Annotated in this window: 8 protein-coding genes; 3 read left to right on the top strand and 5 right to left on the bottom strand. The window is 71.1% G+C overall.

From position 1 onward, the window contains the following. Positions 1-36 precede the first annotated feature (36 nt). Together FOF48_RS32270 and FOF48_RS32265 are read left to right on the top strand one after the other, a co-directional pair. Positions 37-846 carry a hypothetical protein gene (locus FOF48_RS32270; protein WP_143908098.1) on the top strand — a complete coding sequence of 270 codons (810 nt, stop codon included), beginning with the start codon at positions 37-39 and terminating at the stop codon, positions 844-846. 104 nt (positions 847-950) lie between these two features. Next, on the top strand, positions 951-1,709 hold the full coding sequence (locus FOF48_RS32265) for a hypothetical protein (RefSeq protein ID WP_255442914.1): 759 nt from the start codon (positions 951-953) through the stop codon (positions 1,707-1,709). Between the two features lie 121 nt (positions 1,710-1,830). Here FOF48_RS32265 and FOF48_RS32260 read toward each other — a convergent pair whose 3' ends face one another. Continuing rightward, on the bottom strand, positions 1,831-4,047 hold the full coding sequence (locus FOF48_RS32260) for a M4 family metallopeptidase (RefSeq protein WP_143908096.1): 2,217 nt from the start codon (positions 4,045-4,047) through the stop codon (positions 1,831-1,833). A 240-nt stretch (positions 4,048-4,287) separates the two neighbouring features. Between FOF48_RS32260 and FOF48_RS32255 the strand changes: the two genes are divergently transcribed. After that, positions 4,288-5,499: a DUF1615 domain-containing protein gene (locus FOF48_RS32255; RefSeq protein ID WP_143908094.1), complete on the top strand. Its 1,212-nt coding sequence runs from the start codon at positions 4,288-4,290 to the stop codon at positions 5,497-5,499. Between the two features lie 20 nt (positions 5,500-5,519). Here FOF48_RS32255 and FOF48_RS32250 read toward each other — a convergent pair whose 3' ends face one another. The 4 genes from FOF48_RS32250 to FOF48_RS32235 all read right to left on the bottom strand — a co-directional run bounded on the left by FOF48_RS32250 (position 5,520) and on the right by FOF48_RS32235 (position 14,275). After that, a complete protein-coding gene (locus FOF48_RS32250) occupies positions 5,520-7,154 on the bottom strand; it encodes a fibronectin type III domain-containing protein (RefSeq protein WP_143908092.1) in 1,635 nt (544 codons plus the stop codon). 156 nt (positions 7,155-7,310) lie between these two features. Beyond that, positions 7,311-8,813: a pitrilysin family protein gene (locus FOF48_RS32245; RefSeq protein ID WP_143908280.1), complete on the bottom strand. Its 1,503-nt coding sequence runs from the start codon at positions 8,811-8,813 to the stop codon at positions 7,311-7,313. 38 nt (positions 8,814-8,851) lie between these two features. Beyond that, positions 8,852-10,252 carry a pitrilysin family protein gene (locus tag FOF48_RS32240; RefSeq protein ID WP_143908090.1) on the bottom strand — a complete coding sequence of 467 codons (1,401 nt, stop codon included), beginning with the start codon at positions 10,250-10,252 and terminating at the stop codon, positions 8,852-8,854. Positions 10,253-10,363: 111 nt separating this feature from the next. Further along, positions 10,364-14,275 (bottom strand): DEAD/DEAH box helicase, encoded by a 3,912-nt coding sequence (locus tag FOF48_RS32235; protein ID WP_143908088.1) that lies wholly within the window; start codon positions 14,273-14,275, stop codon positions 10,364-10,366. Positions 14,276-14,485: the final 210 nt, after the last annotated feature.

The following is a 14,485-nucleotide window of genomic DNA, read 5'->3' as shown; positions in this document are numbered from 1 at the left end:
CGGACGCCACGCCCGGCCTTCCGCCAGAATGCGCGCATGTCGGTCTCCTTCCACCTGTGCCAGCCCGGCGGGGGCGCCTCGTGCGGCGCCTGCTGCGGCCTCTACAACTTCCGCGACCACTCGCGCGAGGCGCTGACCCGGCGACTGGAGACGCAGACGGAGCGGCTCTCCCACGCGCCTCGCACCCTGGAGGCCTACGCGGAGGCCGCGCGAGAGCTGACCGCGAGCCGGGCCGCCCCCGCGCTCTTCCCCATCGTGAGGGTGTGTCCGCTGCTGGGCTTCCTGGACGCGGAGAAGCAGCGGGTGGGCTGCCTGGGCCATCCCTGGGTGACGGGCGGCGCGGACCTGCGCGACTGCGGTGTCTACCGCGCCACCACCTGCGAGACCTTCACCTGCCCGTCCTTTGGTTGGCTCACCGACGCGCAGGCGCGGCTGGTCCAGGCCGCGTGCGCGGACTGGTACCTCTACGGGCTGGTCATCACGGACGTGGAGTTCGTGCGCGGCTGCCTCAAGCTCCTCGAGTGGGAGTTGGGCGGCCCCGCCTCCCCGGAGCTCCTGAGAGAGCGCCCTGACTCGCTCGCCGCCATGCGCCGCCTCTTCGCCCTGAAGGAGACAGCCCCCGGCCGCGACGGGCAGGCCACCGTGTTCGGCCGCTTCACCCACGACACGGAAGGCGAGCCCGTCCCGCGCTCGCTCGACTACGCCGCGCTGGGCACGCGCGCGGCCCCCGAGGACGACGTGGTGCTCTGTCTGGGCTACACGCCCGCCGGCGCCGCGGAGCTGATCGCCGCGCGGGCCCTGGTGCGCGACCACGTGCGCGCCGTGGCCGCCACCTTCTCCGCGTAGTCAGCCACGAGCCCCGCCCTTCCAGAAGGCAACACCCCTTCCAGACGCCGGACGCTTGCACCGGCGAGGGGCCGTCCGCAGGTTCGCCTGCGGGAGGGTGTCGGATGGGTGGACGGTGGAAGTGGATGGGGATGGTGGCGCTGTGCACGCTGGCCTCCGCGTGCCAGGGGGACAACAACGCGGACGCGGCGTCGCCGGCGATGATGCAGGCCCGGGACTCCGCGAACGGAGGACCGACGGTGCCCGTCATGCCCGCGCTCGCGCAGGGGGACAACCTCCGGCCCCAGGGCGGTGCGCCGCCGGACGCGAACGCCCAGGTGCCCCCGAACACGGCCCCCCCTCCCGGAGCGACACGCCCGCCAGCTCCCCGGGCGGCTGAGCCCACGCGCGGCACGACCGCGCAGGCGCCCGCGAACGCCCCCACGCGACAAGACCTCACCGCCCCGGGCAACGCGCCGCGGGCCCCGGACGCTCGACAGCCCGGGACGCAGGCCCCCTCCGAGGGCCGGGTGATGATTGGCGCCCAGGCCGTGCAGGCCCGCGACGACGAGGCCTGGTACGAGGGCGCGGCCAAGGCGGCGCAGGCGGCGGTGACGGACACGTCCGCGAACCGGCCACTGGAGCAGGTCATCATCGCGTCCAGCGCGGTGAGCGGCCGGGTGACCCACGTGGGCCGCGACAGCCTGCACGTGCGTGACGGCGAGGGCACCGTGTACGAGCTCCAGCTCGACCCGCGCAGCCGGGGCCTCCACCAGGGCCAGCGCGTGTCCCTCCAGGAGCTCCAGGAGGGCACCCCGGTGCGCGCGCAGTTCGTCCTCATGGGCGGTCGCACCGTCGCGCGCGACGTGCAGGTGCGGCGCTAGCATCCCGGCGGCTTCGATGCCTGAAACGACGACACCCGGGTAGCCATGGAGGCTCCCCGGGTGCCTGTCTTCGTCCCGCGCTCCCCTCTCACGAGGGGAGCGGGGCGTGAAGCGGGTGTGGCTAGTAGATGGCCTTGAGCGTCACGCCCGAGTACGCCGAGTAGCCATTCAGCTTCACGTAGTACTTGCCCGCGGTCGTCTTGGTGAGCGTGCACGTCTCCGAGTTGCCGGCCGAGTACGGACGGCAGTCGTACGTGGAGGTCGTCGGCGAGGAGCCGAAGCGCACGTACAGGTCCGCGTCACCCGTGCCGCCAGAGATGGAGATGGAGACCGTCTTGTTCGCCGGCACATCCAGCGTGACCCACTCCGTGTTGAAGGAGCCCGAAGCGCCGGAGATGCCCGTCACCGGCACGTTGCTCTGGAGCACGTTGCCGCCGCCGCCGCCCGGAGCCGTGAAGCTGCCCTTCAGCGTCACGCCGGAGTAGGCGGCGTAGGCGTTGAGCATCACGTAGTAGGTGCCCGCCTGGATGTTGGTGATGGTGCACGTCTCCCCGTTGCCACTGACGTACGGACGGCAGTCGTAGGTGGACGCATCCGGCGCGGCGCCGAAGCGCACGTACAGGTCGGCGTCACCCGTGCCACCGGAGATGGTGAACGTCAGCGCCGTGGCGCCCGCGGGAACGGCCAGCGAGTAGTACTTCTTGTTGCCCGCGCTGTCGCTCAGGCCCGTCACCGCCGTGCCGTTGGTCAGCGGGATGGAGGTCGGGGGCGGAACCGTCACGCCCACGCCCACCGCTTCCCACGCCGCCTTCACCGCGTCCTGCGTGGCCTGGTCGTAGCCCAGGTCCGCCGCCGCCTGGATGGTCCAGGCCTTGGCCTGCACGTACGTCGTGCTCGCCGTGTAGAGGTCGGTGTTGGCCTTGTACCAGATGCGGCCGGCCTTCTCGACGCCGATGGCCGGCACCTCGATGGTGGAGCGGCCGCGCGGGTGCTTGCCACCCTTGGAGAGCAGCGCGAACGCCAGGTTCGGGATGCCGGAGGTGTAGTGCACGTCCTGGCCGTTGTAGTTCGGCGCCCAGTCCAGCGACACGCCGTCCTTCGCCGGGTCATCCATGTAGCGCAGGGCGTCGTTCGGGATGTTCGGCGTCCAGACGTCCTCGCCCACCATCCAGACGTCCGCGGCGATGCTCCAGTCCTTGGACCAGCTCTCGCAGATGGCGCCGAACGTGTCGGACATCGCCTCGTTGAGGCCGCCGGACTGGCCGGAGTACGTCAGGTTGGACTCGTTCTCCGTCACCGCGTGGGTCAGCTCGTGGACGGTGACGTCCGCGTCCTTGCCCAGCTCGATGGAGTTCACGCCATCGCCGTCGCCGTACACCATCTGGGTGCCGTCCCAGTAGGCGTTCACGTAGTTCTTGCTGTAGTGAACCGTGCTGATGAGCGTCTGGCCCGCGTTGTTGAGCGAGTCGCGGTTGAAGAGCGTCTTGTAGCAGTTGTAGGTGTAGCCCAGCATGTCGTAGTTCATGTCGACATGCGAGTCACCGATGGCCGCCTGGCCCTCGCTGCGCTTGAGCGTGCCCGGCGTGCTGGTGCCGTTGTTCGCGCTGTAGAGCTTGCGGTTGAGCGCGGAGTGGATCTGCGGAGCGCGCAGCACGATGGAGCCGTCCACCGCGCTCACGTACACGAGGTCACGCACCGGCATCAGGTTGCTCTCACCCGTGACCGTCACCTCGTACGCCAGACGCAGCGCGCCGTCCTCGGTGCGCACGTACACCAGCCGGGGCGCGCCCTCGGCCCCCAGGCCCGTGCCCACCGTCGCGCCCACCGCCGCCGCCTGCGCGGACTGGGCCGCGATGCGCGGCAGCGCGGAGACGGTCAGGCCGTCGCGCGCGGAGCCGTTGGCCCGGAACACCGTGCCGTCCGGCCGCACGTGCACGACCAGCTCGCCGCCAATCACCTGCAGGCCGTTCTTCGTCTGCGTGAAGCGCAGGTGCTGGTTGCCCTGCTCGTCGGTGTGCGCCTTGCGCAGCACCATGTCCTCCGCGTTCAGGCGGAAGGCCGGCGCCACGCCCGCGAGCACATTCCGCCCGCCAGCCAGCGTGTTGACCTTCAGATCCATCCGGCCCAGCTCGCCACGGATGCTGTCGGGGATGCCGTCCGCGTGCACACCCAACACCTGGGCACCGCCGAGCGCGTTCAACGTGCTCTGGATGTCCTCGCCCGACTTCTCCTGCTCAGGCGCCTGCGTCTCGTCTCCCGTGGACCCCTGCGTACCGCACGCCGAAAGAGCCACGCCGAGCCATGCCGCGCCAATCGTCTTCAACAGTCGATGAGCCAACGCGATACCTCCATCAAGAAACAACGGGTGATACGTGACACACTTGAATTCATCAGGGCAACTACTTTTTGGGGAAAGTACGTTTTGCAGCTTTGTACAATCCCCCTGAACAAGCTCGCCTGCCATGGAATTCTCGCTAGGCGAAATTATCAACAATTCTGCTTATTCAGGTGCCTGCGGAGGAAACGGGAGTGGGCGCGGGATGTCTCAAAAAAATGTTTTCACCGGATGGAGCGCCGCATGCACCCGCAGGCTGACCTGAGGCGAAACGTCGGCCACCGGAGGATGTGGTGCCTGGGGCTGTTGCTGGCTGTCACGGCCTGTGCGTCGCGGGCGCCGGTGGCGGTGGCGGAGGTGCCGGCGCCGCCCACGTTGACGGTGGCGCAGGTGGCGCGGCTGCTGCCCCCGAAGGTGAAGGGCGCGGAGCGCGAGGGCTGGGCACGCGACGTGCTGGCGGCGCTGGACGCGGAGGCGATTCCGGCGTCGGGGCCCGTGGTGTGTCAGGTGCTGGCCATCATCGAACAGGAGTCGGGCTTCCAGGCGGACCCGGCGGTGCCGGGGCTCGCGAAGCTGGTGCGTCAGAAGCTGGACGGGACGGCGGGACGGTTGGGCCCCTTGGGGCGGCGGCTGCTGGACGAGGTGCTGTCGTCGAAGGCGAAGGGAGCGAAGCGCACCTTCGGGGCGCGGCTGGACGCGCTGCGCACCGAGCGGGACCTGGACCGGCTCTTCCGGGACATGCTGGCGTACTATGAGGAAGAGTACCCTGCGGCGTACGCGGCCGCGGACCTGGCCAGCTCCCTGTTCGGTCCATCGTCGTTCGCGGGACAGAACCCCGTCACCACCGCCGGCTCCATGCAGGTCAGCGTGCGGTACGCGCAAGAGAAGGCGGGCCCGGACGCGGACCCGGTGCAGGTGCGCGAGTCGCTCTACACGCGCGCGGGAGGCGTCCGGTACGGCACGTCACGGCTGCTGGGCTTCGAGGCCGCGTACGACGAACCGCTCTACCGCTTCGCGGACTACAACGGCGGTGTCTACAGCTCGCGCAACGCCGCCCTGCAAGCCCAGGTCAGCCAGCTCACCGGGGTCACCCTCGCGACGGATGGGGACTTGCAACTGTATGACAGGAATGGGCAGCCACGAAGCGAGGACAGTCAAAGCCTCAAGGCGCTGCTGCTCTTTCGCCAGCGCTACGCGCCGGACCTGAGCGAGCGGCGGGTGCGCCGGGACGTGGAGCAGGAGAAGACGGCGGACTTCGAGAAGACCGACACGTACCTCGCGGTGAAGCGCGCGTACGCGAAGCAGACGGGCGAGGCGCCCGCCTACGCCCAGCTCCCGCAGGTGCTGCTCAAGAGCGTGAAGCTGAGCGGCGAGCGCACCACCGCGTGGTTCGCGAAGTCGGTGGACGCGCGCTATCAGCAGTGCCTCGCCCGCCACCGCCAGGGCGCGCGGTAGCGGGCGGGCTCCCGCCGGGACTACGGCGTGGTGAAGGCAGCGCTGTACGTGTCCGCGCTGACGTTGGGCAGCAGCTCCGCGGTGATGTACGGGGCCCGCCAGGGCTCGTAGTTCGGAGAGCCATCCGCTGTCACCCGCGCGTAGTAGACGGTGCCCGGCAGCAGCAGGTTGGGCGGCAGCCGGACCTGCGTCCTGTCCCCAGGCACGTAGAAGCGCAGCGTCGGGTTCGCGTCGAAGGTGCCGACCAACTGGATGACGGACAGGACGTAGGCCTTGGGCGTCCCCTGGACCGGAGGCCGCCAGCTGAACACCGGCTGCGTGGTGCCCACCACGCGCGACGCGTAGGCATCCACCCCGTCGATGCGCAGCTCGCGGGGCGGCGAGATGGACGGTTGGAGGGGACCCGCGATGAGGTGGTCCAACCGGTCGATGACGTAGATGCCGCCGCTGGGGTAGTGGTTCCGGGTCCCCACGACGACCGGCGTCGCGGAGCGGAACGAATAGCCGACCGTGCCCACCACGCCCGAACTGGAGGGATAGGGATTGCCGTAGGCGAGCCGGCGCGCGATGACGCCGTCCTCACCGCGCGGCAGCGTCAGGGTGAGCAGCTCGCCTTGGTAGCCCACCCAGCCGTCCTGGTAGCCGAACGGCGCGGGCGACAGCGACAGCGAAGGCGTGCTGAGCGTCCCGGTGGGGTTCGCGTCCGTGCGCCAGCGGGTGAACTCCGACAGGCGCCACTCCATGGAGAACGGCTGCTGCGCGACGGGCTGCAAGGCGCCCGACAACGGCAGGGACGTGGTGCCGTCCGGCGTGAAGGAGAAGGCCGGCGGGTGCAGGCTGCTCACCACGGTGGAGTAGACCAGGGGCCCGCCGCTCGGGAGGGTGCCGGCCCCCACCGAATTGAGCTGGTTCACGTAGAGGCGGTCGCCCTTCGTGGCATCCAGCGCGGGCAGCCCGCGGCCGGAGCCGCTGTAGACCCAGGCCACCGGATCCTCGAGCGTCGTGGCCCCGGCCGTCGGGTACTCATTGGGGGAGAGCGGCGCGTACAGGTCCACGTCCGCGCTGGTGGCCTGGAGCGAGCTGCCCGGGTCGTAGGCGGACGTCCAGTCCTGCCAGGGCTCCAGGTGGGTGAAGGACAGGGACGCGGTCGACTCCATGATGGACGTGTAGACGGCGTCCGGACGGCCGATGCGGTTCAGCCCCAGGTCGAAGTGGCGCGCGCGCGTCAGGAAGTAGAGCCGGTTCGCGCGCAGGAAGTACTCACCGTCCGGCACGTTGTCGAAGCGCATGCCCCCTGCCACCGGAGTACCCGTGCGCCGGTCGAAGTCGATGCCGTGGGGGATGAGGATCTCCAGGTCGCGGCCAGCCAGGCTCTCCGGGACCACCGTCACCCCAGCGCTGGAGTGGTAGCGGCTGTCAGCCGTCACCAGCACGGAGGTGTCGGGCGTGCCCGCGTCCCCCGCACCAGTGCCCGCGTCGGGTTCACCACAGCCGGGCAGGACGTCGTCCTGGGAGATGACCGCGGTCCCCTCCCGCGGCGTCAGCACCGGCAGCCCCCGGGGACTCCTCTCTTCGGAGGAGGGCGCTGCTTCCCCGCAGCCCAACCAGGCCGCGCAGGCGGGGACGAGCAACAACGACAAACGACGCATGGACATGATGGGCCCAGAGGACAAACACTGAATGACTGTCCGGTCCCGGCCCCGACCTGACACCCCTTCTATACCCGAAGGGGGTCAATTCATGTCTATATAGACTTAACCGTTAAATCTATATAGGCGGGGTTCAATCGCTATGCCTACCTCCGTCTGGCTTCACCGGGCGGGCGGCGGCGCGAATTGCTTGTCGGAGATTCTCATCTCCGTGACGGGGCCGTACTTACGGGCCACGTCGCGCAGGGCGTCCGCCTTGCCCAGGAGGACGAGGGTCAGGTCCTCGTTGGCGGGCAGGACGCGCTGGTTCACGGCGCGGACGCTGTCGCGGGTGGTGGCGGCCACGGCGCTCGCGAAGCCGTTCACGTCCTGCGCGTCCAGGCCGTAGAAGGCCAGCTCCGACAGCTTCATGGCCAGCTGCTCGCCCGTCTCCAGCGTGGGGGGAAACTGTCCCTGCACGTAGGCCTGGGCGGAGGTGAGCATGGCGTCATCCACGCCGTCCTGGCGGTAGCGCGCGAGCACCTCCAGCGCCAGGTCGATGGCGCGGCCCGTGGTGGCCGTCTGGGTATAGGACGTGAGGGTGACCGGGCCCGCCTGGAGGCCGGGGGCCAGGCTGGAGCGGGCGCCGTAGGTGAGGCCGGTCTTCACGCGCAGCTCGGTGTTGAGCAGCGAGGTGAAGCGCCCCCCCAGCACGGTGTTGGACAGCTCCGCCACGACGCGGTCCGGGTCGGTGCGGCGGATGCCGGTGTTGCCGATGGCGAAGTAGGTCTGGGTGGCGTCGGGCTTGTCCACCAGCAGCACGCGCCGGCCCTTCGTGGGCGCGGTGGCGGGCACGGCGGAGAGCGGCTGGCCCGCGGGAGCCCAGCCTCCCAGGGCGGCCTCCAGCTTCGCGCCGAGCGCCTTCGCGTCGAAGTCACCCACCACGGAGAGGATGAGCCGGTCCGCGCCCAGGTTCGCCTTCGCCCACCCGAGCACGTCGCTCCGGCCGATGGTGGGCAGCGACGCTTCACTGCCCAGCGGCGGCCGGCCGTAGGGGTGCGCGGGGAAGTGGAAGGCGTTGAAGTACACGCCGATGAGCATGCGCGGGTCGCCATCCTTGGCGGTGGCGATCTCCGACACGCGCAGCGCGCGGGCCTTCTCCAGCTCCTGCGCGTCGAAGCGCGGACGCATGAGCAGGTCCGACAGCAGCTCCACCATCAGCGCGGAGTCGCGAGCCAGGAAGCTGCCGTTGAGGAGCAGCGCCTCGCGGTTCGGCACGACCTCCAGCTCGCCGCCCACGCCGTCCACGGCCTCGGCGAACTGCTGGGCGTTGCGGGAGCCCGCGCCCTTCTGGAGCAGCTGGGCGGTGAGCGCGGCCAGGCCCTCCTTGCCGGCGGGGTCGGTGCTCGAACCTCCCCGGAGCCACGCGGAGAAGGCCACGAGCGGCAGGTCGTGCTTCTCCACGAGCAGCAGCCGCGCCCCGTTCTTCAGCGTGACGGTGGTCGTCTCGGGCAGCGTCACGCCCTTCGTCGGGGACGGGGCCTCGGCGGGGGCCGGAGCTGGAGCCGCGGGGATGGAGGCGGCGGGCGCGGGGGGCTCGGCGGGCGCGGATGACCGGGTGGACGCGCAGCCGGAGGCGAGCAGCAGCGCGGCGAGCGCGGTGCGAAGACGGGTGGGCGCGCGCATCGCGTGGAGTCCTTGGGAGCGGAGGCGGAAGAAGGCGCTCATCGCGAGCCCTCCTTGGAGGCCGGCGTGGAGGAGGCGGTGGTGGGGACGAGCCAGCCCACCGTGCGGTGGTCGGAGTTGAAGATGCGGGCGGCCAGCTTGTGCACGCCTTCGAGCGTGACCTTCTCGTAGCGCGAGGGCGCGTCGAGCAGCGCCTTCCAGTCCCCTCGGAAGGTGGCGGCGCTACCCAGCTCGCGGGCGCGGCCGTCGTTCGTCTCCAGCTTGCGCCAGAAGGCGGCCAGGGCGACGTTGCGCGCCTTGCGCAGCTCCGCGTCGGTGACGCCCTCTTTCGCCACGCGGGCCAGCTCCGCGGTGAGCAGCGCTTCGGTCTTCGCCAGGTCGCCGCCGGGCGGCAGGTCCACCAGGAACCACGCGAGCGACGGATCGAAGCCGCCGGAGGTGCTGCTCCGGACGCGGATGGCCACGCGCGCCTCGTCCACCAGCTTGCGGTGCAGGCGGGACGAGTCTCCCTGGGTGAGGATGAGGCCGAGGAGCTCCAGCGCCTCCGCGTCCGGATCATTGCCGGACAGGCCGTGGTAGACGACCTGGAGCAGCGGGGACTGGGCCAGCTTCTTCACGATGACGCGCCGCTCGCCCTGCTGTTCGGGCTCCTTCGTGCGCACGGGCTCCGGCGGGGGCTGGGCGGGGATGGTGCCCAGCGTGGCCTCCACCTGCTCGAAGAGGCGGGCGGGCTCCACGTCTCCGGCGATGACCAGCGTGGCGTTGTTGGGCGCGTAGTAGGTCTTGAAGTAGCGCTGGAGGTCCTCCATGCGCCAGGACTCGATGTCGGACGGCCAGCCGATGACGGGAATCTGGTACGGGTGCGCGACGAAGGCGGTGGCCTGCACCTGCTCCATCAGCGCGCCGGTGTTGTCATTGTCCACGGAGGAGCGGCGCTCGGAGTAGACGACGCCGCGCTCGGACTCGATGACCTTGGGGTCGAACGCGAGCGACTGGAGCCGGTCCTGCTCCAGGTCCAGGATGAGGGGCAGCGCGGAGGCGGGGAACCAGTCCAGGTAGACGGTGACGTCCTCGGAGGTGAAGGCGTTGTTGGCGCCGCCGTGGGCCTCCATCACGCGGTCGAACTCACCGGGGCCGTACTTCTTCGCGCCGTTGAACATCATGTGTTCGAAGAAGTGGGACAGGCCGGTGATGCCGGGCCGCTCGTTGCGGCTGCCCACGCGGAACCAGTTGGCCAGGGCCACGTTGGGGATGTCGTGGTCCGGCCAGACGACGACGGTGAGCCCGTTCTTCAGCGTGCGGGCCTGGATGCTGGCGCCCAGCTTCGCGACGGGGGTGGAGGCCGCGGCCTCCGGGGACGGCTGGGGGGCCTGGGCCCATGACTGGGACGCACCCAGCAGGGCCACGCAGGCGAACCACGACAACGGCGGACGGAACATCCTCGCTCCTGGAGAGAGACCCAAGCGGCGCCCGGGAACGGGCGGGAGCGCACCCTATTCCAGAAACGCCGCGCGGGTGTCCTCTCCGGGGAGCGTCAGGCGCGGGTCGCCTCAAGGCCCGTGGGTCCCGTCCCCGAAGCGCAGCAACCCCAACAACTGTTCGGGCGACAGCGCGGCGGCGCCATCCGCCTCCGACAGCAGGCTGTCGGCCAGGTCCCGCTTCTCCGCGTGGAGGGCGAGGATGGCCTCCTCGATGGTGCCCTCCGCGACGAAACGCGAAACGGTGACGGGGCGCGTCTGCCCGATGCGGTGGGCGCGGTCGGAGGCCTGGTCCTCCACGGCGGGGTTCCACCACGGGTCCAGGTGCAGCACGTGGTCCGCGGCGGTGAGGTTGAGGCCGGTGCCACCCGCCTTGAGTGAGATGAGGAAGAGCGCGCCCTCCCCTCGCTGGAAGGCCTCCACGCGGGCCTGCCGCTCCACGGCGGGCGTCTGTCCATCCAGGTACTGGAACGCGATGCCCCGGGACTCCAGCGCCTCGCGCACCAGCCCCAGGTGGCGCACGAACTGGCTGAAGACGAGCGCGCGGCCGCCCTCCGCCAACAGTTCGACCACCCGCTCCAGCACGCGCTCCAGCTTGGAGGAGGAGAGGCCCGTGTCTGGATCCACCAGCCGGGGATGGCATGCGGCCAGCCGGAGCCGTGTGAGCGCCGCCAGCAGTTCGAAGCGCGGATTCTTGTCCGGCGTCCCCCTGTCCAGCCGCGCCAGCGCCGCCAGCCGGACGTCGTCGTACAAGCGCCGCTCGGCGTCGGACAGGGTGACGGGCACCACCGTCTCCATGCGCGGGGGCAGCTCGCGCGCCACCTGGGCCTTGGTGCGGCGCAGGAGGAAGGGGCGCACCAGCCGAGCCAGGGACGCGCGGGCCTCCGGGTCCCGGTCGCGCTCGATGGGAACGGCGAACCGCGCGTGGAAGGACTCACGCCCGCCCAGCAGTCCCGGGAAGAGCAGGTCGTAGAGGCTCCACAGCTCCGACAGGCGGTTCTCCACCGGCGTACCGGTCAGGGCCACGCGGGCGTCGCTCTTCACGGTGCGCAGCGCGCGGGCCCGGGCGGTGTCCGGGTTCTTCACCGCCTGAGCCTCGTCCACCACCAGCGTGGCGAAGGTCACGGAGGCCAGCTTGCGGACGTCCCTGACCAGCAATCCGTAGCTGATGATCAACACGTCCCGAGGGCCCAGCAGGGATGGCAGGGCGCCCCGGTCCGCGTCCTGCCAGATGTGCACGCGCAGCGACGGGGCGAAGCGCGCGGCCTCGCGGGCCCAGTTGCCGCGCAGGGACGTAGGCGCCACCACCAGGGCGGGCCCGTCCGCCGCGCGGGCCAGCAGCAGGGCCAGCGCCTGGAGCGTCTTGCCCAGCCCCATGTCGTCCGCCAGGCACGCGCCCGCGCCCCATGAGGCCAGCCGGGCGAGCCACACGAAGCCCTCGCGCTGGTAGTCGCGCAGCTCCGCCTTCAGGCTCCGGGGCACGCGCACCGTGCGCGCGTGGGCTTCGTGGATGCGCCGCGCCAGCCCGCGCCAATCCGGAGGCGCCTGGACGCGCACGCCGGCCTTCTCGAGCGTGTCCAGGACGGGCGCCGCCGCGGCGCTCACCTCCAGCCCCTGCCGTCCGGCATGCGCCATGTCCGCGAGCGGCGTCAGTTGCTCGCGCAGTGCCTCCGTGAGGCGCATCCAGCGTCCCTTTCCCAGCGGGATGTAGCGCTGGCGGCGGCGCACGGCGTCCAGCAGGAGCGCCAGCTCCACGCGGGCTCCATCCAGCTCCACGCCGCCCCTGGCGCCGAACCAGTCGCGCTCCCGCCGCACCTGGACCCGGAGGTTCGCGGTCTCCGGGCGCGTCACCGTCCACGCCTGCTCCGCCCACTCCACGCGCAGCTCGGGTCCCGCGAGCGGCTCCAGCGCCTCCAGCAGCGGGAGCGCGGCCTCCGCGGTGTCGCGAGTGAAGCGGTAGGCCCCTGGAGGCAATGACAGACGCTCGAGGAGCGCGTCCGCCCGGGCGCGCTCGGCGTCCAGGTCCCGTCGGACCATGACCCGCTCCCGGCCTCGCAGGCCACGCACCACGGGGGCCCCCTCGCCCACGGGCTGTGGACCGGCCTCCGGCAGCGGCCTCACGAGCAGCGAACCTTCCAGGGACGCGTCCCCCACCTCGCGCAGGCGCACCAGCAGGCCCGGCCAGGCCTCCACGGGGCGGGCCTCCAGGGCCGGTGGCAGCGCTACCGGGAAGGCCGCCTCCAGCGCGGAGAGGTGTCCCAGCAGCGCGTCGCGCTGGGAAGCGGCCACGTAGGTGCCGTGGAGCTTCAGCGACTTGAGCAGTGAGACGGCGTCCGGAGGAACGGACACCAGGGTGACGCTGGGAACACCGGGCTCCACGAGCAGCCAGGGTTGGGAGGCCCGAGGGCCCGCGGGCGGCGGTGTCAGGTCTTCCGCGGCCACGGGGCGTCCATCCACCGCCGGCCGCAGGCGCAGGGCCTGTCCGTCCGGCTCCAGCGCGAAGCCCAGGGGCGACTCCCGCACCCGCGCGGGCACGTCCGGGACGCTGGAGAGACGGAGGCTGGAGCTTCGGGAGAGCGTGCGCAGGGCCTGGAGGAGCAGGGCATAGGACGCGCTCGTCCCCTCGGCATCGCTCCCGAAGTGCAGAGAGCCCTGCCCCACCATGCCCTCCGCCTCGATGAGGGAGAAAGCCTGCCGCTCGTCCAATCCCTGGAGGGCCCGGAGCGCCTTGTCACGGTCGTACCAGGTGACGGCGCGACCTGGAGTCCACCCGCCCTTCTTCGCGGGCAGGTGCAGGTAGGCCTGGAGCCGCCAGCCACGCGGAGGTCCTGGCTCCAGCCTGAAAGTGACGAAGTCCTCCGTGCCAGCGGCCTCGCGAAGCGCGCGCCCCTGGAGGGACGTCTCCAGCGACGTCAGCAACTCGCGGCCCGGTGCTTCGAAGAGCAACTCCGACAGCTTCGTGGCGCGTGGGGTCTGCCGGAGTGACACCAGCAACTCCAGCACCGAGTCCACGGCGCTCAGGGCGTGGACACAGGAAGCCTCATGGGCCTTGGGCGAGCATGGACAGGCCAGGCAGGCCCGCCCCTCCAGCAGGGCGCGAGGGTCGAGCACCACCTGCCCCCGCTCCTCTGAAGGGTCCCCCTGACGAGAAGAAGGGCTCCACGCCGCGAGCTCCGGCTCCCGCGCGAAAAGCCGCAAGGGGCTTTCCCCCAAGGTGGCGACAGGGGCAGGTGCCAGCAGCCGGGGCAGGGCTTGGGTCCGGAGGCGCGCGCGCAGGCGCAGGAGCGCCGCCTGCACGGGGGCGAGGCGTGCATCCGTGGGTGGGGACAGGGGCTTCGCGGCGGCTTCGAGCGCCAGCCCCCGTGAGACCCGCCCCGCCTCGTCGCGCACCCACCGCCATGCCGCTTCCGCGAGGGCCTCCTTTTCGGAGACCTTCAGGCTCCGCAGCTTCGAGCCGCCCTCCAGCGCGTCCACCACCGTGGCCTTGCGCAGGGCGTGGAGTCGATGGCGCGAGAGGAAGTCAGGTAACAGGGGCCCGAGCACTGCCACGGGCACGCTCCTCGCGCGGCCCACGTGGTGCTCCACGAGCCAGTCGTGAAGGGCTTCCGGCGTGGAGGGCCGTACGCGGACATCCGCCATTCGCGGGGAGGCGTGTGACGGCTGGCCCTGAAGCCGTGGGGCAACGGACTGGAGCCATGCGAGCCCGACCGCGACCGAATGCGCGCAGACGCCTTCGTCCCAGTACGCTTCGCATCCACAGTCCAGCAGCAACCCATCGGAATCGGGATCCACGCGGATGCCCGCGTCGAAGGAGCGCCGGCGTCCTTCGGACACGGTGCCCCGGATGGCATCCTCCGAGGGCGGCTGCAGTTTCACCGCATCCTGCGAGAGCCACGCCTGGGCCCGGTCGAACAAGGGCTCGCCCGCGAGGTCCCGGAGCGCCGCCAGCGTCAGCCTTGGGTGAAGTGGGGAGCGAGGACGCATGAACTCTGGAGACTACCCATCAGGTGGTCTTCCAACGAGCGTTGCGTCCAGGCCGCCCCGCCACCGCCCGCACGCTCGCGAGGGCACGGAGGGACCCGGCGTGCCCCCCTCCGTGGCCATCCTGCTGACGGCGCTAGGCCGTGTCTGATGGATGCAGGTGGCGCAGGTAGGAGAAGATGAGCGCCACCTGCACCAGGGCCAGGTAGTTGA

Source organism: Corallococcus sp. Z5C101001, assembly GCF_007352635.1.
In the GTDB taxonomy this organism is placed as follows: Bacteria; Myxococcota; Myxococcia; order Myxococcales; family Myxococcaceae; genus Corallococcus; species Corallococcus silvisoli.
The sequence above is the reverse complement of the archived record's forward strand: the minus strand, read 5'-3'. Positions and strand labels throughout refer to the sequence as shown.

Bases quoted from the DNA above. Each gene is read 5' to 3' on its own strand.
- FOF48_RS32270 (WP_143908098.1), top strand. From the start codon at position 37: ATGTCGGTCTCCTTCCACCTGTGCCAGCCCGGCGGGGGCGCCTCGTGC.
- FOF48_RS32265 (WP_255442914.1), top strand. From the start codon at position 951: ATGGGTGGACGGTGGAAGTGGATGGGGATGGTGGCGCTGTGCACGCTG.
- FOF48_RS32255 (WP_143908094.1), top strand. From the start codon at position 4,288: ATGCACCCGCAGGCTGACCTGAGGCGAAACGTCGGCCACCGGAGGATG.
- FOF48_RS32250 (WP_143908092.1), bottom strand. From the start codon at position 7,154: ATGTCCATGCGTCGTTTGTCGTTGTTGCTCGTCCCCGCCTGCGCGGCC.
- FOF48_RS32245 (WP_143908280.1), bottom strand. From the start codon at position 8,813: ATGCGCGCGCCCACCCGTCTTCGCACCGCGCTCGCCGCGCTGCTGCTC.
- FOF48_RS32240 (WP_143908090.1), bottom strand. From the start codon at position 10,252: ATGTTCCGTCCGCCGTTGTCGTGGTTCGCCTGCGTGGCCCTGCTGGGT.
- FOF48_RS32235 (WP_143908088.1), bottom strand. From the start codon at position 14,275: ATGCGTCCTCGCTCCCCACTTCACCCAAGGCTGACGCTGGCGGCGCTC.